We start from the raw sequence: 21,343 nt of genomic DNA on the forward strand, positions 1-21,343 counted from the left end.
AAGATTTTTATGAAGAACAGTAGGCTTATTTCATTCATTGTAGGCTTTTAGGGTAGCATCAATTTCATCCAGATCTATCGGTACGGCGTAAAAACCGGAAATTCCGCTTAAAGCAAAAATTTCCTGTTTGATCTTGTCCTGCCCCATACTGGTCACTATCAAAAGATTTTCATGTGTAAGAATTTCCTGTACCTGGGCTACGAACTGTAAAGGTGCAATTCCTTCAAACAAAATATCGGTGATAATAAAATTGAAGTTAGATTCCTGATCTTCGATACTCAAATCACTCAATGAAGGTATTGCCTTGCATTCATAATTATTAAGGCTCACAAGTCTTTCCAGAATCTTTAGAATAATCAAATCCTCCTGGATCACCAAAACCTTTTTCATCAAACATTTTTTACGGCAGAAAGATAATAATTTCCATAAATCTGAAAACATTTTAAGGAATTTTGAAAGCAATTCATCTTTCTTATAGGTATTAATGGTAAGAAATTTCTTTCACCTTAATTCCGTGCAAATTTATAAGAACCGAAAGTTTTTCGTAAACTATTCTTAAAGTGGCCAGAATACAGGGACCAGCAACAGGATGATTATAGTTAAGATGACAGTTAAAGGTAGTCCTGCCTTGATAAAATCTATGAACTTATACTTTCCGGGACCATATACCAGAATGCATGAGGGTTCAAATGGCGTTATCAGGGAAACCGAAGCTCCCAGCATAATGGCAATGGCAAAAGAACGCGGATCTACCTGAAGCATCTCGGCAGCCTGAATGGCCACCGGTAAAACTACCAGTGCTGCAGCTGCATTAGACATGGGCTGGGTTAAAATAATCACCAGCACCACGAATCCTGCCATTACCCACATTACCCCAAAATCGCCGAGCAGATGTATAATATTGTTAGCCAGGAATTCTGAAGCGCCCGAATTTTCCATCGCGGTTCCAAGCGCACTCATTCCTCCAATTAGAATAAGCAGTTGCCAGTTTATGATAGCGTAAGCCCTTTCAACCCTGATCGCCCCTGAAACAACGATCACCAGGGCCGCAGCCAGGAACGAAACCGATAATGGTAAAATATTGAGTGAACCCAGTAAGATGGCTACCAGGAAAACGATCGCCGCGAAAATTCCCTTCCGTTTTTTGAAAAGATCTACCTTAAAGTCCCCCATCACCGAAAATTCCGGCAGGTTCTTGATAGCTTCGGTAGCCTCCTCCGTCCCCTGCACCAATAAAACATCCCCCATTTTTATACGAAGATTCCCGATCTTCTGGGAAACCATACCTTCATACCGATGAATCGCGAGTACGACCACATCGTAATTCTGTCTGAACTTTATATCCTTTAAAGTCTTATTGATAAGCGGAGAACCCGGGGTAACCAGCACTTCCATTAACCTTACCTGGTCGCTTTGGATCTCATCCTTTACCATGGTATCGGCCCGAACGGCCATACCAACCGCTTCCTTTACCTTGATAAGATCATCCATTTTGCATTCCACCAGCAAGATATCTTTTTCATCGAGCAAGGTGGACGAATTAGGAATGATCTCCTTTTTCCCGCGAATGATCTTGATGATACGAACATTCCATTCAGCAAGACCAGAGGTAAACGCGGTCTGGCCAACTAATTCTGAACCTTCGGGAATAACGATCTCAGATAGGTATTGCTTGATGTTATATTCTTCGGTGTATCCGGCTTCTTTATAATCTGGCAACAACTTCCGCCAGAAGATCAGCATAAAAACAATTCCTACCGTGGTCAGAATCAAACCAATGAAGAAGATCTCGAAAAAATGCAATTCTTCCATTCCAACGCTGGCTATATACCCGCTAACGGCTACGTTAGTGGAGGTTCCAATGAGCGTACAGGTTCCGCCGAGAATGGATGCATAGGCCACCGGGATCAGTACTTTAGACGGACTTACCGAAAGCTTCCGGGCTATCCCCACCACCGGCCCGGTTACCAGTGCTGTAATGGTGGTATTGTTCATAAAGGCCGAAAAGACCGCGGTAATGAGCATGGTGTACCCAACAAAGATCCGTGGACTTTTAAACCGTTTGATAAGCTGCGAACCGATGATATCCAGCAAACCGGTCTCTGAAAGGGCTGCCGAAATAACAAATATCGAAGCCAGGATGATCATAAAATCACTGCTGAAGCCAGCGAAAGCTTCAGATGGTGTTACGATCCCGAAAATGCATAAAATAACCAGCACCCCGATCGTAACCACGTCTACCGAGAATTTTTCGGTAGCGAACAAAAAGATCGCGACCAGCAGCAAGCCGATGACCAGGGCTATTTCCATTTGAATTTTATTAGTCCAAATTAAAGATAAAGAAATATGTTCATGAAAAGACTTTAAGACCGGTTTCTGGCCTAAAATTGGGAAATTATTCAGATTTAGATCCATATAAACCCCAATAAACTGAAAGGCAATACCTTAGCGATTACCAGGTAACCAGGCAATTTAGGTCTTCGGTCTAATGCAATTAATTTTCCTAAATTGAAGCCTGAACTACCCATTTATTGCTCATGAAAAAATTCATTTCAGGATGTATGTTCCTGCTTAGCCTGGTTTGCCAGGCCCAGGAACAGGACGCTTTTGAGGACCTTTGGAGAAAAACTGATTCCCTGGAACTTGTTGGAAGAACCGCCACGGCCGATTCTATCGTACAGGAGATCATAGACCGCTCCATGCAGAAGAACAGGAACGCCGAATTACTTAAAGCCAAACTCTATCATTATAAGTTCCACCAGCTGAATCATGAGGATAGCGAGCAATACATCCTTGATGATGTGAACCGTAGCATAGCTAACTTACCAGTTCCCTATTCTAACCTGCTCCAGTCTTACAAGGCAGAATTCCTTGAGGAGTATTTTAGCAGCAACCGTTACCGCATGAGAAATAGAAGTGAGGTAGTCGATCCTGAACAGACCAACCTGTTAACCTGGTCGCTTCCGGCCCTGAAAGATTCGATCCTGGGAGCCTACAGCAAATCACTGGAAAACAAGGAAATCCTGATCGAAACTCCCGTGGAGGACATCGCAGTTTTATTAAACGAGAAGGCTTATAATCGTGATTTTCAACCTAGCCTTCTGGACCTGGTTTCCAGGAGGGCCCTGGAATTATATTCAGATTCCTCCTTTTTTACCGAAGAATTTGGCGAGGAGGATTTCGACTGGAAAGATCCCAAGCTAATGTCTGCGGCTGCTGAATTTACCAGTATTGATATTCCACAAAAAAAAACATCGGCATTCCTTAAGCTTAACTTATATCAGAACCTGGAAGCAATGCATTTAGACAATAAGCAGGTGGATGCCTTGATCTACTGGAGCCTCGAAAGGATGAAATTCATAAAGGAAAAAGCCGATTCTGAAGCTACCGATTCACGTTTTGTTGAAGTATTAAAGTCGCAAAGCGATAAATACGCCGGCCGGAAAATTCAGGCTTATATTCAGTATGAACTGGCGAACCAGTATTATCTCTTCGGAAACGCGGAAGACCGCGATCCCGATGCGAACTGGCTACCCATGGCAGTTGAGATCACAGATTCTATCATCGAAAACCATCCCAATACACAAAGCGCACAGAATGCAAGGAGGTTAAGAACAGCTATTAAAATGCCTTCTCTCGATTCAAAGATACCCGAGTTCCTGGCCCCTCAGGAATATGGACGAATTTTTCTTTCCTATAAGAATGTAGACAGCCTGTATGTGAAAATTGGACGAATCCCATTCGACATAGCCCGAAATTATAATTACAGGCAAAGGGATTCGCTGGTAAAACGCCATGCTTCGAAGATAAACGATAGCAGCCTGGTCGTTCTCCCGGGTCCCGAAGATCATCAAACTCATTCAACCGAAGTCTTATTAAAAGGACAGCCAGCAGGTAGTTACCTGGTGTATCTTTCAGATCCTCAAGGCAACAATAGTTATGGCTTTTACCAGGTTTCCAGCCTCAGCGTCTCCGAAACCAGGTTTGACCAGCATACGGTCTTAAATGTAAGAGAGCGTACGAACGGGAAACCTGTTGGCAATACAGAAGTCATAAGCCAGGGAAGTCGGGTTTCAACCCGGAACTGGGGAAAAACAAATACTAAAGGCAAAATCAGGGTCAATAATCAGGGAGGAACTAACTGGTACTATTTCAATTTTATCAAGGATAAGGATACCTTGTTCAGCCCCTATTCCCGAAACAGGTATTATCGAAATTCCGATGACCGCGAAATGCATGCAAGGACCCTCTTTTTCCTGGACCGCGGAATTTACAGGCCCGGGCAAACCGTACATTTCAAAGGCGTTCTTCTAAAGAACGAGAACGACAGCACCTCAACCGTGCCCAATGAATTCGTTCCGGTTTATATCGAAGATCCAAATGGCAGCGAAATCGAGGAATTCAGGTATAAGACCAATGAATACGGCTCGTTCACAGGTAGTTTCAAAATTCCTGAAACCGGGATCACCGGGGAATTCAATATTTATTCTGAAGAAGATACAGATTCTGAAACGCCCTTTTGGAACGAGATCTGGGATGAGGGAGAATATTTCTATAACTATACCGGTTTCAGTGTCGAGGAATATAAACGACCCAGTTTTGAGGTCGTCTTTGACAGCATTAATAAAAGTTTTGAACTAAATGAAGAGGTAAGTATCAGCGGAAATGTGAGTTCCCTTATGGGTGCACCCATCCCTGATGTTTGGGTGAATTATGAAATAAAAAGAGAACGATTCGTCAACGACTGGTGGTATCGATATTATTCGGAAGAGGTGGTGATCGAAACCGACTCGGTCACTACAGATGAAAACGGGGATTTTAATATCACTTTTAAGGCGATAGCTGAAAAAGACCTCCTGGACGATCCTGATCTCATTTACCGGTACAGCATTTCTGCTTCTGCAACCGATATTACCGGGGAAACCCGCGAAAAAGAAACTTCTGTTAAACTGGGTAATAAGAATCTACTGGCTGTCCTGGAAATCGACGAAAATTTCAGCCCCGGGGACAGCATCAACATGAGTCTTAGCACTACAAACCTGAATGATAACAGGATCCCTGTTACTGGTGAATTCAGGATTTTCAAACTACGTTCCCCTGCGAGCACCACACGTCCAAGACTTTGGTATGCACCGGAATTCAACCTGATCTCAAAAGAGGAATTTAAACGGTATTTTCCGGAAGAGCCCTATGAAGAAGCTATCAAACCCGAGGAACAACCAAAAGAAGAACTGGTTTATGAGGCAAATTTTGAGTCTACCGGTTTGTTCGAAGATGAAATTAGGATACCCGAAGACTGGAAACCGGGAAATTACCTTATCGAGGTCGATGCCACGAACAATTCGAGCACTACCAGTTTAAAAAAACTGCTGAGGCTATCAGAAGCTGAAAAGGATGAAAACACCAAAGAAAGACTGCTGGCTTCTGTGCTTAACGAGGAAAGCATCAGGCAGGATGAAAACATCAGCCTGAAGATCCTTACCGCCTATAAAGATCTTGTTCTGAATGTTTCGGTTTATGACGGATATGAGGAAATATACAGCAAAGACCACACGGTAAACCGTAAAAAGCTGCTGAACATTCCGCTGAAAAATTTTCAGAATAATGAGATACTGGTGCAAATTTCAGGGATATATCAGAATTCCGTTCTCGAAATAAAGCTGAATTTAAACCTTGAACAGGAGGCCGCTTCCATACAGATCAGCACCAAAACCTTCAGAAATAAGATTCAGCCTGGAATAGAAGAAACCTGGAGTTTCAGTATTCGCGATGATAAAGACCGCATCCCGGATACCGAGATCCTGGCATCTATGTACGACGCCTCGCTGGACCAGTTCAAAAAAAGCAACTGGAAAACCGATCCAGGTTTTTACCAGCAAAGAACCTATTTCCCAACATTTACGCATGCCACTACAGGCCAGGTAGAAAACTTCAAAAACAACTTTCCTAGAATCTACAGGTATCGAACAGCTAATTTGAGCTTTGATCAACTGTCAAGTTTCGGATTCAATTTTGGAATCAATAACGACTGGCAGTATCGCAGGTACATCAACCAGAAAAAAAATGAAAGTAAAAAACTGGAAGGCAATATTCGCGGGGTGATAACCGACGAAGATGGGCTGCCCCTTCCCGGCGTTACCGTTATCATCACTGGTACCACAACAGGTACGACAACCAACTTTGACGGTGAATTTGCCCTTAATGCTAAAGTTGGTGATTACCTGACAATATCTAACCTGGGCTTTACCACTGAAGAAGTATTACTGGTTGATACCAGACGAATTTACATTAGTCTTAGGGAGGATTCGGCTGCCCTAGACGAGGTGGTGGTGGTAAATTATGATCAGGAGGCCATGGAGGAAACTCCCATGATGCTGGCCGGAGCGGCTGCAGGCCTTGAGATGCAGGCTGGAGAAGCTATCCAGATAAGAGGCATGAGTAGCGAAAATGGCGAAACACCATTATATGTGGTTGACGGTAAGATTACCACCGAAATCGACCTGGTTCCAAACGACATCCTGAGCATGGAGGTACTCAAAGGAGCTGAGGCTACCGCCCTTTATGGAGCTCGTGCTAAAAATGGTGTGGTGATCATAACTACAAAAGCCGGCGTTCAGCAACTCGAAAACGTAGAAACCCGGAAAAATCTCGATGAGACCGCTTTCTTTTTCCCTGATCTCAAGCTGAACGAATCGGGTGAGCTCGAATTCAGTTTTACCACTCCTGAAGCCCTTAGCAGCTGGAGATTCAGGTTGCTTGCACATACCAGGGACTGGACAACCAGCAAACTTCAAAAAACGGTTCAAACCCAGAAAGAGCTTAGCATTAATCCGAATCCTCCACGATTTTTAAGAGAAGGAGACAGTATAATATTCAAGGCCAAGATCAGCAATCTTTCTTCGGAAACGCTAACCGGGAATGCCACTCTGAAACTTTTTAACGCCATAAATATGCAGCCTGTTGACCTGGCGATGGAGAACGGTGAAGGCATGCGAAGTTTCAGCGTAAAATCCTCACAAAGCGAAGTGGTAACCTGGAAATTGTATGTGCCAGATACGATCCCGGCGGTCACCTACCGCGTGCTGGCAAGCGCCGGTGATTTTTCAGACGGGGAAGAAAACATGCTTCCAGTTCTTAAAAACCGAATGCTGGTCAAGGAAAGTATTCCCCTGTTCGTACGCAGCGGGGAAACAGAGAATTTCAGCTTTGAATCCCTCAGGAACCAGGATTCAGAAAGCCTGCAAAACCATTTGTTCAGTTTTGAATATACCTCCAACCCTGCCTGGTTCGCGATTCAGAGTCTGCCTTATCTAATGGAATATGAACATGAATGTTCTGAGCAGATCTTTTCGCGGATTTTTGCCAATTCGATCGGGCACAAGATCGTTAGTTCGAACCCCAAAATCGCTGATGTATTCGAATCCTGGAAAGAAAATGGCGCTCTTGAGAGCGAACTGGATAAAAATAAGGATCTCAACGCTATTTTGCTGAACGAAACTCCCTGGGTCATGGATGCCAAAGGCCAGGCAGCCCAGAAACAACGGGTTGGAAACCTTTTCGATACGAATAGAATAAACCAGAAGCTTAAAGAAAATATTCAGAAATTAAGACTGCTTCAAAATTCTTCAGGTGCTTTTCCCTGGTTTTCCAGAGGCCGTGATAACTGGTATATCACCCAGTATATCGTTAGCGGGATGGCCAGGTTAAAAGAACTTGGAATCGAGCTGGAAGCAGAAGAGGTACTTAGGAATGCCATCTCTTACCTCGACAGTGAATTCAGGTACAGGGAGAGTCAGTTAGATTCTGAAGCCGGAAAAAAGGCATTTTATGGAAGTAGGTTTGCGCTCAGGTACCTGCATGCCCGCAAAGACCATCTTAATAAATTTGAATTTCCTGCAAACATGAAGAGCCTGGTAGATAGTCTTGTCAGGGTTCAGAAGAAAAACTGGCTGGAATTGCCTCTTTATGATAAGGCTCAACTGGCACTGGTTCTGGAGAAGTTCGGAGAAAATGAAACAGCAAAGAACATTCTGATTTCACTTAAAGAACAGGCGGTACGTTCAGATGAATATGGCATGTACTGGAAAGAGAATCAGTCATCCTGGTTTTTCAGCCGAACCGCTGTCGAAACCCAGGCAAAGATCATCGAAGCCTTTGATAAGGTCCTGAAAGAAACCGAGTCTATCGAGGAAATGAAGATCTGGTTGCTTCAGAACAAGCGTACCAACCACTGGTCCAGCACCAAGGCCACCACCCAGGCCAGTTATGCGCTTTTGATGAGCGGAAATGACTGGTTGGAGGTTTCGGAAAACACAGCTATCAGTCTTGGTGGAAAACCGCTTCCGAAAGCCAAATTGGAAGCGACCGAAAAAGAAGCTGGAACAGGTTACTTCAGGTTGAACTGGCAGGCTGAGGAGATCACTAAAGACCTTGGTGATATCCAGATCAAGAATGAAAATACCAGTCCGGGATTTGGCGGAGCATACTGGCAATATTTCGAGGACCTGGACAAGATCAAAGATCATAATGACGGGCCTTTAAGCATAGAAAAAGAACTTTACCTGAACAGAAACGGGCTTCTAAAGAAGATCGACACACAAACCCCCTTGAAGCTTGGAGACCTGGTTAGCGTTCGGCTTATAGTTAGGAGTTCAGCCAACATGGACTTTATTCATTTAAAAGACATGAGAGCCAGTGGTTTTGAACCTACCGATGTGCTTTCAGAATATAAGTACCAGGACGGGACTGCCTATTACCAGAGTACGAGGGATGCAGCGACGCATTTCTTTTTCGATTCGCTGCCAAAGGGTACCTATGTGCTGGAATATACGCTTAGGGCGAACAATGCCGGAACTTTCTCCAATGGAATTACCAGTATCGAAAGCATGTACGCTCCCGAGTTTTCTGGCCATACGAAGGGAATAAAGGTGGAAATCAGGGAATAATCAGTAAGTAAGTAATTTCAGGAACCAAGCGATATTTTTAACAAAAGCTGGTTCCGGAAAAGGCTAAATGCGATAGGGATTAAATTTCTTTAATCCTTCACCTGGAATTTGGAAAAGAGAGATCAAGACCAGGCTAATTTTAAAAGAACCGGCTAATAGAATTATTAAATACTTGCATTAAATCGTGAGGCTTACTTCTTAGCTTTGGATAGTAATCATAAAAAAACCCTCAACTTTTACGTTGAGGGTCTCTGGTTAATTCAAAAAGTATTGAATTGAAATTAATTTTGATCTGATGAACTCAGGTTTGGATTCGCGTTGATCTCGGCAAGCGGGATCTTAAAGATCCAGTCGTCGTTGATCGAAGGTCTTTCGATCTGGAAGGCGTTCTGGTAGAGAACTTCAGAAGCTCCGGAACCACCATCCGCGGCATGGTCTATACCTTCATCCCATCTGATGTGGTTGGTATAACCAAATCCTTCTCCCCACAATTCAAGTCTCCACTGGAACTTAAGGTGTTCGAAAAATTCATCTTCTGAAGCGAAAGAATCATTCCAGGCGCTGTCTCTTGCCTCCGCAAGAGGCCTTAAGGCTTCAATGGCCCCGTCCAGATCACCCATCATTAGTTTAGCTTCAGCCTCGATCAGGTACATTTCAGAAGCACGCATATAGATCACATCATCCGGATCAATGGTACCCGGGTTTGCCTGTTTCAACTTGAAATGCATATAAGGATGTGTGTTATGACCTGAAACCAATCCATAGGTATCTTTGATCTCAGCTATAGCAGCATCGAATTCTTCTTCAGTTTCATAAAGAGGATTCACGTTATTGGCCCAACCACCGTTACCATTGGCTGCTGAAGTATTAGAGTTTGGTGCATCTGGTAAAAATACATCTCTTCTATAATCTGTTTCAGGAATGGCATCTACCATTCTACGATCGGCAATTTTAGGATTATTCCTTATCTGGCTACCGTTAAAGGTGTTACTGGCCAGGTAGAAATAAGATCTAAAGAAGGTTGTTTCGGCCTGGATCACGTGGCTTCCCCAGATCACTTCTGAAAGATTGTTCGTGTTAAATCCAGTTTTCCAGTCGTCCTCACCTAAAAGGGCATAACCTTCCCTGGCCATTTGAGCGGATTCAGCAGCTGTTGCCCAGTCTCCTTTAGATAGCGCCCATCTGGCTTTTAAACCATAGGCTACGTCTATATTCAACTGAGATTTCGCTTCAGCTCCACCTCCGGATCTTCCGGCTCCATTTTCAAAGGCCGAAATGGCAGCATCAAGGTCAGCGCCTATCTGGTCATAAATTTCCTGAACCGTTGATCTTGGCTGACTGGTAAAAGGCGATTCTGAAGAGAACAATAATGGCACTCCAGGATCAGAAGCCGGGTCACCAATTAGATAGCCTTTGGCATAATGCTGAACCAAAGACAAATAAGCATAGGCTCTATAGGTATAGGCCTGTCCCAGGATCGAATTCAATTGAGCAGTTTCAGAAAAATCACCCTCAGTAATCCCATTGATCAACAGGTTCGCATGCAGGATAATATTATAGCGGTGATACCACAGCAATTCGGTAGTTAAAGAGGTTTGATCTGTATGTTCATTCCACTGCATTACAGAGCGCCAGGACAGGTTATTGGCATTGGCTGAATGAATCAAATCTCCAGTTAGATTATCACCCATTGGCACCCAATAATGATTGTTTGCCCTTGCGGTATTCCCGCCCGGAAAAACCGTTTGGGATTGAGAATATAATCCACGGTGAATCCCGTTTAGTACCAATTGCATATTTTCCTGACTGGACAGTGCATCTGCTGCAGAGATAGCGTCTGTAGGCGTTCTTTCGAGGAATTCCTCGCTACAGGATGTGATCGATATTGCAAATAATATCAGAACACAATATTTGAATTTATTTATCATAGTTTTATTTTTTTATCGTTTAGAAAGAAAGATTTACACCTACTGAAACAATTCTTGGCGGAGAGAAGTCATCTCCAGGAGAAGTTCCTGCCAGGTTATATTGAGGATCAAGTCCATCTCTTTCACTACCTAAATATAAGTTTTCTCCGGTTACTGAAATACGTAGATTGTCAAGACCTAAAGCTTCGGTGGTGTCACCACTAAAGTTATATCCAATATTCACGTTCTTCAGTGCCCAGAAAGATGCGTCGGTCAGGAACCTGTCAGATTGAGTACGTACCAGGTTAGGATTTCCATTTTCCATTCTTGGAACATCGGTAATATCGCCTGGCTCTCTCCATGCATTTAAAATATCAGGATGTAATGAGTTACCATAACTTCCGCTATGCATCATTCCAGCATATGCGTTATCAAGTACAGTTCCACCTACCCCATAAGTGATCAGGAAGTCGAAATTGAAACCCTTATAGCTAAAGCTATTGGCAACCGAACCAAGAAGATCAGGAATTGAAGAATCTCCGGTATATGCCTGCTGGGTTTCCTGCCAGTCATTGGTAGTTTCAATATTTCCATTCTCATCAAGAACCGGAACGCTTTCCCCATTCTCATCATCTTCATAAACATAGAATAACTGGTCTCCTGTTTCTGGATCTACACCTGCAGTTCTCAACAGGAAGAAATCAAACCTGGAACGCCCTTCAGCCCATCTTTTACTTCCGTTGATAAAAGGATCTGGCAAGAAAGTGATCTCATTTTTAAAGGTAGAAGCCTGTAAAGTTAGATTCCAGTCAAAGTCATCCCGGTTTATAAGATTAGCGGTAAGAGCCATTTCTAAACCGGAGTTATACATATCCCCAAGGTTTACCGGTACCTGGTTTAAACCATTACTCAGGGCAATCGGTAAATTATACAACAGGTCGCTGGAATTTTTTCTATAGTATTCAAAAGACCCCTCCAGGAAATTATCGAATAGAGCAAATTCTAAAGCAACATCAAAATTCTCTATGGTTTCCCATTGAAGAGCGGCATTCCCGATATCGGTAAATAGAATTGCCGGGTTAGCTGCGTTAGAAGTAATGGTGAATCTTGCCTGGGATAGGTAACTGTCACCAAGATCGTCATTACCAACTTCACCATAAGATGCTCTAACTTTCAACTTATCGATAAACGATACGTTGTCCATAAAGCCCTCCTGGTCAATCCTCCAGGAGGCCCCTACAGAGTAAAAGGTACCCCATCTACTGTCCATTTGAAAAACGGAAGAACCATCACGTCGTACCGAACCGCTTAAATAATATTTATCTTTAAAGTTGTAATTGGTTCTCAGGAAGTATCCCTCAATTCCTTTATCAAAGGTTGCTCCGTCAAGATCTACGATATTTGAAAAGTTTGCGAATTCGAAAATCCCGTTTGCAGCCTGGATCGTTTTTAGGCCATCCATATCAGAGATACTTCTATCGAAACTTTCATGACCAGCAGTAATATCAACATTATGATCACCAAAACTTTGGTTATAAGTAAGGATCTGGTTGAAGTTTTCAATATCCCTCCGAGCTCGAGTCTCGCTCAGACGCCCATCAGGCTGAGCATCACCAATAATCGCATTTTCGTATTCTCTTTCCCAAAGTTCACTAATGTCACGTCCATAGTTCAACCTTATGTTTAATCCTTCTATGATTTCATATTCGCCAAATAGCCGGACCCCGTAGTAGTTATCCTTATCCCGCTCATTATTAAGAAGTAATTCCTGAATGGCATGACGTCCCTGGTTAATAGGTCTGGAACCTATGTTATATTCAGGAAAACCTTCCCCGTTATCGAAAACCGGATTTCCAAAATCATCTAAGACAATATTTCCGTCAAGATCATTCACGTATACAGGATATACTGAACCTACCCCTAAAGCAAAACCAAATGGATTTACAATGCTACCCGTACCTGCTGAACTTGGGCCTCTGGCTTCTGAGATGGTAAGATAAGTATTACCACCTACCTTAAATTTATCGGTTACATCAAATTCAGCATTTAACCTACCGGTAAATCGTTCGAATCCTGAGGTGATCACATAACTTTCTTCATCCAGAAATGAGGTTGAGAAATACACAGTATGGTCTTCTCCCCCTGCCGAAACATTCATATTATAATTGGTTCTTATTCCGGTTTGGGTCAATTCTTCGAACCAGTCCAAACTTTTATAAATAACCTCTGCATCAGGATTCAATTGTCCATTTACCCCAACGATCTGGTCATTTGGCACGTTAAATGGATTATATGCCAGCTGATTATAGATATTATCGCTTGCAAATTGTGGATCTCCACCACCGGCACTGGAGTTTTTAAGCGCTTCCCACATAATTTCATAATATTGACCAGGAGATATCTGATCGTAGAAAGAAACTCCATTGGTCACAAAACCTGTTTGAGCAGACAAACTAATTCTGGTTTCTCCGGCTGTACCGCTTTTGGTTGTAATGATCACAACCCCGTTCGCAGCTCGTGAACCGTAAAGGGAAGTAGAAGCAGCATCTTTAAGTACTGTGAAGGACTTAATATCTTCCTGGTTGATCGCACTAAGACTTCCTTCGAACTGAACTCCATCTACAATAAACAATGGATCGGTATCACCATTCAGGGTACCTACCCCACGAATTACGATTCCTGGTGATTCACCAGGTCCCGCAGGAGAAGTAAACTGTACCCCTGTAGCCTTACCTTCTATCGCTGCAATTGGAGAAGTTACGTTCCTGGTTTCAAGATCGGCAGCACCAATCACGTTCGCAGATCCGGTAAAAGCTTCCTGACTTGTAGTACCATATGCAACAACTACCACCTCTTCTAGAGTAGCACTATCCAGCTGCATGGTTACATCAATAATACTAACAGAACCTACCGTATATTCGGCCTGTTGCATTCCTACAAAAGAAAAAACCAGGACATCCCCCTGCTCCGCCTGAATAGAATAATTTCCATCAAAATCGGTTTGAGTACCTGTGTTGGTTCCTTCTATCAATACGTTCACCCCAGGTAGCGGCAAACCGTCTGAATCGGTTACCGTTCCGGTGACCGTCTTTTCCTGCGCAAGACCTACTTGGGTCACTAGCGCAATTAGTAAGATTAGAATTAATCGTAGTTTTCTTTTCATCTGATATAGATTTGAATTAGCCTAGATCAAATATACCAATAAATTGTTAAGAACAGAAGTTTTTCTTGTGTTTTATATTCACAATTTGTTAAAAACTTAATTTAAATTTAAAGAAACAAGAGTTTTAGCAAATTTTTACATTGTTCTTCCGAATCAAAAAAACCAGCATTTTTGTAATAATGTCAACTCAAAAACCTTCTGTTCAGTGAAAAATTTCCTGTAGGTTAATTGCAAATCCTGGAGAAATTATACGTAAGTGGAGAGGTAGGTGACCTAAATTTCAGGATTACCTCCCTGCGGTAGGTGCCCCTGAGTTGAGGAAGCCAGAAAAAAGCCCGCAGACTATCGCAGCCTGGTCTTTTTGCCTGGTCTTTTTGCCTGGTCTGCAGCCTGAAAGCAAGCCTTCGCTTGAGACCAACAAAAAAGCCCCGCACTAATGTGCAGGGCTTTTTTTGTCGGGGTGGCAGGATTCGAACCTGCGGCCTCCTGCTCCCAAAGCAGGCGCGATAACCGGGCTACGCTACACCCCGATAAATAGCTAAAGCTATTTATTCAATATTCATTATTTAAGATTCCTTATCTATTTTAAAAGTAGACCGGGAACCGGGCGGAGTTCATCCTGATCCCGCGTATGCGGGATAAGGGCTACACCCCGAAATTGCTTTCGCAATTCATTCAATATTTTTTATTCAAAATTCAGGATTTGCTTTACATCGATTCAGGTCGATAATCATGCAAAACCCGAAGAACTTTTATCACCAAAATTGGCCTTTCAACCTCAATTGGGCGGCAAATATAATAATAATTAAACGCTCACAAATAAAAGTTTCAAATTTTTATATCTTAGATCACCTAAAAAATATATCCAAGTCAATTTACAATGCTATGAAGAAAACATTGATCGTGCTAAGTTTAAGCCTGGGGCTGATCTCCTGTGGTGAAAATGGTAAAACGAATGATACTACCGGGATCGGAGAAAACACCGAATCGGTGAATGATCAGGATAACTCCCCTACCCAGGTTCCAGAACCTATAGAAGCTGAAAGTTCAGATACTTATTCCTACGAAATGGTCGTGGAAGATCTTGATATTCCATGGGGTTTCACTTTCCTTCCTGACGGCAGTATGCTTATTACCGAAAAGAAAGGTGAGATCATTCATTTTAAGGATGGAAATAAAACCCAGATCCAGGGAGTGCCACAGGTTTACAACCGCGGCCAGGGCGGACTCCTGGATATCGTTCTGCACCCGGAATATGAAAGCAACGGCTGGCTTTATATAACGTATGCATCTTCTGAAGGTGAAGGCGAAGGCGGAAATACTGCCCTTATGAGGGCTAAACTCCAGGGAAACCAGTTAACCAGCAAGGAAGTTCTTTATAAGGCCACGCCCAATACAACTAAAGGACAGCATTTCGGTTCCAGGATAGCTTTTGATAAAGAAGGTTATCTGTATTTCAGCATCGGGGAACGCGGAGCAAGGGATGTGAATCCCCAGGACCTAACCCGTGATAATGGGAAGGTCTACCGTTTAAATGACGATGGCAGCATCCCGTCAGATAATCCTTTCGTTGGTGAGGAAAATGCTGTTGACGCTATTTACTCTTACGGGCATCGAAATCCGCAGGGTATGATATTGAACCCGGAGACCGGAGAGATATGGGTGCATGAACATGGGCCTCAGGGAGGAGACGAGATCAACGTGGTAAAAAAGGGAGCCAATTACGGCTGGCCGGTGGTAACTTATGGTGAGAATTATGACGGTTCAACCATTACTGATGAAACCTCCAGACCGGAGTTCGAAGATCCCATTTTTTACTGGGTACCTTCCATCGCCCCCAGCGGATTTGCTTATGTAACTTCAGATAATTATCCAGACCTGAAAGGTGATCTTCTGGTTGGGTCCTTAAAATTTCAATATCTTGAACACCTCGAATTGAACGGGAAAAAGATTTCCAAAAGAGTTAAATTGCTGGAGGATATTGGCCGTGTAAGAGACGTACGCCAGGGCCCTGACGGAAATATTTATGTTGCCGTAGAAGGAAAAGGAATTGCCAAATTAACCATTAAAGAATAATAAGAATGAGAAAAATTTTGCTTGTATTCGGAATAAGCGCAGCCTTGTTTGCCTGTAAATCAGATAAAAAAGAGAATGACAGCGAAGAAGAGTCCTACGTTATTCCTGAATCACAAAAATCAGCTTCAAAAACTCCTCTTACTGCAAGTATTGAAAGAGGAAAGGTCATATACAACGACCTGTGCGTTACCTGCCACCTTCCTTCAGGAAAAGGGATTCCAGGCACTTATCCTCCACTCGACGGCTCCAACTGGCTTACCGAGAAAAGAGAGGAGAGCATACGGGGCGTGAAATACGGGATGCAAGGCCCTATCACTGTAAATGGCGAAGAATACGATAATATCATGACTCCAATGGGATTGAGCGACCAGGAAGTGGCAGATGCAATGAACTATGTAATGAATTCATGGTCTAATAATATCAAGGATATGGTGACAGTTGAAGAAGTTGCTGCCATTCAGAAAGAAGCCGAGTAAAAGTTTATCAATTATAAAGCCGGGCCTCGTGTCCGGTTTTTTTTGTTTATTCTGGTAGTGATAAAATTGAAAAGAATTCAGACTAAGAATTTTTGAAAACTAATACTACCTTTGCCGAAATTTTCTAGATATGCTGATAATTGGAATTGCCGGGGGCACCGGGAGCGGAAAAACGACGGTTGTAAACCAGATCATCGACGAACTAAAGAATGAAGAAGTTGATGTGATCTCCCAGGATTCTTATTACCAGGACACTTCTCATTTATCCTTCGAAGACCGGAAAAAGATCAATTTCGACCATCCAAAATCCATAGATTTCGATCTTCTTGCCCAGCATTTAAGAGAATTAAAATCCGGAAAATCCATTCAGCAACCCGTTTACTCATTTAAACAGCATAACCGAACCGGCGAAACTATCGAAATTCATCCTCGAAAAGTAGTGATCGTGGAAGGTATCCTTATCCTTACCCATCCCGAGATAAGAGAATTATTTGATATCAAGATCTATGTCCATGCCGACAGTGACGAGCGCCTGATTCGCCGACTCAAACGCGATATAGCCGAACGGGGTCGAGATCTTGAAGAAGTTTTATGGCGTTACCAAACGACCTTAAAGCCCATGCATCAGCAGTTTATAGAACCAACCAAAGAATTCGCCGATATCATTATTCCTACTAACCGTTACAACACGGTAGCGGTTGATATTGTACAAACTATCATCAAGGATCGCTTAACCTAATTTTGTATCTTAGCCGGGTATGAAATTTAAAGACCTGCGTAACAAATCCTGGTTCCGGATCATCAGCAATAAATATGTGCTTATAAGCCTTGTTTTTGCTGGCTGGATGATCTTCCTGGATACCAATTCCTGGTTCATTCACCATGAACTCGACCAGGAGCTAAACGAGCTGCAGGACAATAAGAACTATTATCAGAAGGAAATTGCGAAAGACAAGGCGGTGATCCAGCAGCTTCAGGATTCGGTGGAACTTGAAAAGTTCGCCAGGCAGAAATATTATATGAAAAGACCTAATGAAGAGATCTATATCATCGAATACGATACGGTAGATTAAGCCCGCATTCCTTCTGTCTAAAACCAATCAAGATGAAACAATTGTTATTTCAGGAATTTGAAGAAGTTTCTGCAAAACAATGGAAGCAAAAGATCCAGGCCGATCTTAAGGGTGCCGATTATAACGAAAAACTGGTAACCAAAACGCTTCATGGTATCGATATTCGACCATTCTATTCTTCGGAAGACCTACAAGAGACCCTGAAAATTGCCAATCCGGCACACTGGAATATCTGCGAGAAAATTTATGTCACTTCTGCTGAACAGGCTAATTCCAAAGCCCGGGAAAAACTTCAGCGAGGTACCGAAGCCATCTGGTTTATTTTACCCGAAAAAGAAATCGTTTTCGAAAGCCTGTTTTCGAATATTCCTGAGGGCACCAGCATTTACCTGAAACCTGAATTCCTGGATGCCGAATTCATTGAGAAACTGGATTCCTTTTTGGAAAAAAGGAAATTGAAGGTATATGTTCAGAATGACATCATCGGGAAACTGGCCCGCACAGGTAACTGGTTCGATAACCTGAAAGCCGATCATGAGCAGCTGGAAAGGATCGTTCAGAATTCTAAAAATTTCGAGTCGGCAGTTAGCATCAACCTGTCGCTGTACCAGAATGCCGGGGCCAATATCCCGCAGCAGCTGGCTTACTCAGTTGCACAGCTTACCGAATACCTGAACCATTCTTCTGGGATGGATCTTTCGGTAGAGAAAATGAAAAATTTCAAATTTCAGTACGTGGTTTCGGTGGGATCTGATTATTTCTTTGAGATCTCCAAATTACGAGCGCTGAGATGGCTACACGCGACCATTGCAAAACAATTCGGTTTTAATTCTGAATGTCATCTTATTGCCGAACCAACGAAACGCACCAAAACCCTTTATGACTTCAACGTGAATTTGCTTCGTACCACCACCGAAAGCATGAGCGCGATACTTGGTGGGGCCGATGCGATCTGTAACATGCCTTACGATGCGATCTATCATAAGAATAACGAATTTGGCGACCGGATCGCCCGCAACCAGTTGCTGATCATGCGGAATGAAAGCTACCTGGATAAGGTTGGAAATGTAGCTGAAGGGACTTATTATATCGAAACGCTCACCAGGCAGCTGGCTGAAAAAGCTTTGGAAATTTTCAAAACCATCGAAGAAGGTGGAGGCTTTTTAAAGGAATTGAAGGCAGGAACTATTCAGAAAAAGATCAAGGAAAGCGCAGCTTTAGAACAGGAAAAGTTCAACAATGGCGACCTTGTTTTGATAGGCACCAATAAATATGAAAATCCTGAAGACCGGATGAAAGAAGACCTGGAATTATATCCATTCCTGAAGCGAAATCCCAGGAAAACCTTACTGGAACCAATTCTTGAAAAAAGGCTTAGCGAAGAACTGGAACAGAAGCGACTAGAGGAAGAAAAACAAAGCCAGCCAACCCAATAAAATAAAGATTTATGCCACGCAAAGATCTTCAAAATATAAGTCTCGAGGAGAAGGATATCAAAAGCAGGCCTTCAGAATCGAACAAGGAATTATTCACGACCCCGGAGGAGATCGATATCAAAACCTCCTATTCGAAATCTGATCTTTCAGATGCCGAACATTTGAATTTCGCGGCGGGTATTCCACCTTACTTACGTGGACCATATAGCACCATGTATGTAAGTCGGCCGTGGACCATTCGGCAGTATGCAGGATTTTCAACTGCTGAAGAAAGCAACGCTTTTTATCGTAGAAACCTGGCAGCAGGCCAGAAAGGACTTTCGGTAGCATTCGACCTGCCAACGCATCGTGGATACGACTCCGATCATGACCGCGTAGTGGGAGATGTTGGAAAGGCAGGTGTGGCGATCGATTCGGTTGAGGATATGAAAATATTGTTCGACCAGATCCCGCTGGATAAAATGTCGGTTTCCATGACCATGAACGGAGCGGTTTTGCCAATTATGGCTTTCTATATAGTAGCTGCGGAAGAACAGGGCGTAAAACCGGAACAGCTTTCGGGAACCATTCAGAATGACATTTTAAAGGAGTTCATGGTTAGAAATACGTACATCTACCCTCCTACTCCGTCGATGAAGATCATTTCAGACATATTCGAGTATACCTCTCAAAATATGCCGAAATTTAATAGTATTAGTATTTCAGGTTACCATATGCAGGAAGCAGGTGCGACCTGTGATATCGAGCTGGCCTATACGTTAGCCGACGGACTGGAATACATCAGGAAAGGACTGGATGCAGGAATGGATATCGATAGTTTCGCTCCCCGGCTATCTTTTTTCTGGGCGATCGGGATGAACCATTTTATGGAGATCGCCAAAATGCGAGCGGGAAGAATGCTTTGGGCAAAACTGGTAAAACAGTTCAATCCTAAAAATCCAAAATCCCTTTCTTTAAGAACACATTCTCAAACCAGTGGATGGAGTCTGACCGAGCAGGATCCTTTCAATAATGTAGCGAGAACCTGTATTGAGGCAGCTGCGGCAGCCTTCGGCGGAACCCAGAGTTTACACACCAACGCCCTGGATGAGGCCATCGCGCTTCCAACCGATTTTTCAGCCAGAATTGCCAGAAATACACAATTATACCTTCAGCAGGAAACCAATATCACCAAAACTGTGGACCCCTGGGCAGGTAGCTTTTATTTGGAAAAACTTACTGAGGAGATCGCTCAAAAAGCCTGGAAACTGATCGAAGAGGTTGAAGAGCTCGGTGGAATGACCAAGGCTATCGAAGCCGGAATTCCGAAAATGAGGATCGAGGAAGCTGCAGCCAAAAAACAAGCCAGGATCGATAGCGAGACCGATGTGATCGTTGGGGTGAACAAATACCGACTCGAAAAAGAGGAAGAACTGGTCACTTTGGAAGTCGATAATCAAACGGTACGAAAACAACAAGTCGCAAGACTGGAAAAGATAAGAGCGGAAAGAAACGAGGAGAAAGTTCAGCAGGCACTGGAGAATCTCAGAAAAGCTGCGAAGGAAGAAAATGCTAACTTACTGGCGCTGGCAGTTGAAGCTGCTCGTGAAAGAGCCAGTCTTGGAGAGATCAGCAACGCGCTGGAGGATGTTTATGGAAGATATAAGGCAAAAATCCAGTCATTTAGCGGGGTATATTCAAAAGAAATGAAAGACAACAGCTCATTCAATAAAGCCAGGGAACTGGCCGATAGATTCGCCGAAATGGAAGGCCGCCGGCCAAGGATCATGATCGCCAAAATGGGCCAGGATGGTCACGATCGAGGTGCCAAGGTAGTCGCCACCGGTTACGCCGATCTTGGATTTGATGTGGATATAGGTCCGCTTTTCCAAACCCCGGCTGAGGCTGCGCAACAGGCGGTGGAAAACGATGTGCATATCCTGGGAGTTTCATCTTTGGCTGCTGGTCATAAAACACTGGTTCCGCAGGTGATCGAAGAATTAAAGAAATTAGGAAGAGAAGATATCATGGTGATCGTTGGAGGGGTGATCCCCTCGCAGGATTATCAATACTTGTTTGATGTCGGTGCGGTGGCTGTATTTGGCCCCGGAACCAAGATCAGCGATGCAGCGATACAGTTACTGGAAATTTTAATCGACGAATAAACCAGTAGGCAGTGAGCAGTAGCAGTTGGCAGTGAAAATTAATGTATATTGAATATTGTATACTGAATTTAAAAAACCAGTAAGCAGTGGGCAGTCTCAATTGGCAGTGAAAATTACTGTAAA

Annotated in this window: 11 protein-coding genes and 1 tRNA gene; 7 read left to right on the forward strand and 5 right to left on the reverse strand. The window is 43.2% G+C overall.

The window, feature by feature from the left end; translation table 11 throughout:
• Positions 1–30: 30 nt before the first annotated feature.
• Entirely contained in the window at positions 31–390 is a 360-nt protein-coding gene (locus tag MKO06_RS13310) for a DNA-binding transcriptional response regulator (RefSeq protein ID WP_241552561.1), read from the reverse strand.
• Positions 391–555: 165 nt separating this feature from the next.
• Positions 556–2,310: an SLC13 family permease gene (locus tag MKO06_RS13315; RefSeq protein WP_241552562.1), complete on the reverse strand. Its 1,755-nt coding sequence runs from the start codon at positions 2,308–2,310 to the stop codon at positions 556–558.
• A 227-nt stretch (positions 2,311–2,537) separates the two neighbouring features.
• Here MKO06_RS13315 and MKO06_RS13320 point away from each other — a divergent pair, with 227 nt between their 5' ends.
• The gene (locus tag MKO06_RS13320; protein WP_241552563.1) at positions 2,538–8,945 is read left to right on the forward strand and encodes an alpha-2-macroglobulin family protein; all 6,408 of its coding nucleotides are present in this window, start codon (positions 2,538–2,540) and stop codon (positions 8,943–8,945) included.
• Between the two features lie 281 nt (positions 8,946–9,226).
• On the opposite strand, the gene MKO06_RS13325 is transcribed toward MKO06_RS13320, so the two are convergent.
• From MKO06_RS13325 to MKO06_RS13335, 3 genes are all read right to left on the reverse strand, one after another.
• Complete coding sequence (locus MKO06_RS13325; protein ID WP_241552564.1) at positions 9,227–10,873, reverse strand: RagB/SusD family nutrient uptake outer membrane protein; 1,647 nt, start codon at positions 10,871–10,873, stop codon at positions 9,227–9,229.
• A gap of 19 nt (positions 10,874–10,892) precedes the next feature.
• Complete coding sequence (locus MKO06_RS13330; RefSeq protein ID WP_241552565.1) at positions 10,893–14,015, reverse strand: SusC/RagA family TonB-linked outer membrane protein; 3,123 nt, start codon at positions 14,013–14,015, stop codon at positions 10,893–10,895.
• A 455-nt stretch (positions 14,016–14,470) separates the two neighbouring features.
• Positions 14,471–14,545, reverse strand: a tRNA-Pro gene (locus tag MKO06_RS13335).
• A 355-nt stretch (positions 14,546–14,900) separates the two neighbouring features.
• Here MKO06_RS13335 and MKO06_RS13340 point away from each other — a divergent pair.
• From MKO06_RS13340 to scpA, 6 genes are all read left to right on the forward strand, one after another.
• A complete protein-coding gene (locus MKO06_RS13340; RefSeq protein WP_241552566.1) occupies positions 14,901–16,091 on the forward strand; it encodes a PQQ-dependent sugar dehydrogenase in 1,191 nt (396 codons plus the stop codon).
• Positions 16,092–16,096: 5 nt separating this feature from the next.
• Positions 16,097–16,567 (forward strand): c-type cytochrome, encoded by a 471-nt coding sequence (locus MKO06_RS13345; protein WP_241552567.1) that lies wholly within the window; start codon positions 16,097–16,099, stop codon positions 16,565–16,567.
• 130 nt (positions 16,568–16,697) lie between these two features.
• Positions 16,698–17,306 carry a uridine kinase gene (udk, locus tag MKO06_RS13350; protein WP_241552568.1) on the forward strand — a complete coding sequence of 203 codons (609 nt, stop codon included), beginning with the start codon at positions 16,698–16,700 and terminating at the stop codon, positions 17,304–17,306.
• 19 nt (positions 17,307–17,325) lie between these two features.
• Positions 17,326–17,640, forward strand: a complete 315-nt coding sequence (locus tag MKO06_RS13355) for an FtsB family cell division protein (protein WP_156282568.1) — start codon at positions 17,326–17,328, stop codon at positions 17,638–17,640.
• 32 nt (positions 17,641–17,672) lie between these two features.
• Positions 17,673–19,076, forward strand: a complete 1,404-nt coding sequence (locus MKO06_RS13360) for a methylmalonyl-CoA mutase subunit beta (RefSeq protein ID WP_241552569.1) — start codon at positions 17,673–17,675, stop codon at positions 19,074–19,076.
• Positions 19,077–19,087: 11 nt separating this feature from the next.
• Positions 19,088–21,220 (forward strand): methylmalonyl-CoA mutase, encoded by a 2,133-nt coding sequence (gene scpA, locus MKO06_RS13365; RefSeq protein ID WP_241552570.1) that lies wholly within the window; start codon positions 19,088–19,090, stop codon positions 21,218–21,220.
• The last annotated feature ends 123 nt before the right edge of the window (positions 21,221–21,343 follow it).

Origin of the sequence: Christiangramia oceanisediminis, from assembly GCF_022570735.2 — a bacterium.
Taxonomy (GTDB): domain Bacteria; phylum Bacteroidota; class Bacteroidia; order Flavobacteriales; family Flavobacteriaceae; genus Christiangramia; species Christiangramia oceanisediminis.

Bases quoted from the DNA above. Each gene is read 5' to 3' on its own strand.
- MKO06_RS13360 (WP_241552569.1), top strand. From the start codon at position 17,673: ATGAAACAATTGTTATTTCAGGAATTTGAAGAAGTTTCTGCAAAACAA.
- MKO06_RS13340 (WP_241552566.1), top strand. From the start codon at position 14,901: ATGAAGAAAACATTGATCGTGCTAAGTTTAAGCCTGGGGCTGATCTCC.
- MKO06_RS13315 (WP_241552562.1), bottom strand. From the start codon at position 2,310: ATGGAAATAGCCCTGGTCATCGGCTTGCTGCTGGTCGCGATCTTTTTG.
- MKO06_RS13355 (WP_156282568.1), top strand. From the start codon at position 17,326: ATGAAATTTAAAGACCTGCGTAACAAATCCTGGTTCCGGATCATCAGC.
- MKO06_RS13345 (WP_241552567.1), top strand. From the start codon at position 16,097: ATGAGAAAAATTTTGCTTGTATTCGGAATAAGCGCAGCCTTGTTTGCC.
- scpA (WP_241552570.1), top strand. From the start codon at position 19,088: ATGCCACGCAAAGATCTTCAAAATATAAGTCTCGAGGAGAAGGATATC.
- MKO06_RS13320 (WP_241552563.1), top strand. From the start codon at position 2,538: ATGAAAAAATTCATTTCAGGATGTATGTTCCTGCTTAGCCTGGTTTGC.
- MKO06_RS13310 (WP_241552561.1), bottom strand. From the start codon at position 390: ATGAAAAAGGTTTTGGTGATCCAGGAGGATTTGATTATTCTAAAGATT.
- MKO06_RS13330 (WP_241552565.1), bottom strand. From the start codon at position 14,015: ATGAAAAGAAAACTACGATTAATTCTAATCTTACTAATTGCGCTAGTG.
- MKO06_RS13325 (WP_241552564.1), bottom strand. From the start codon at position 10,873: ATGATAAATAAATTCAAATATTGTGTTCTGATATTATTTGCAATATCG.
- udk (WP_241552568.1), top strand. From the start codon at position 16,698: ATGCTGATAATTGGAATTGCCGGGGGCACCGGGAGCGGAAAAACGACG.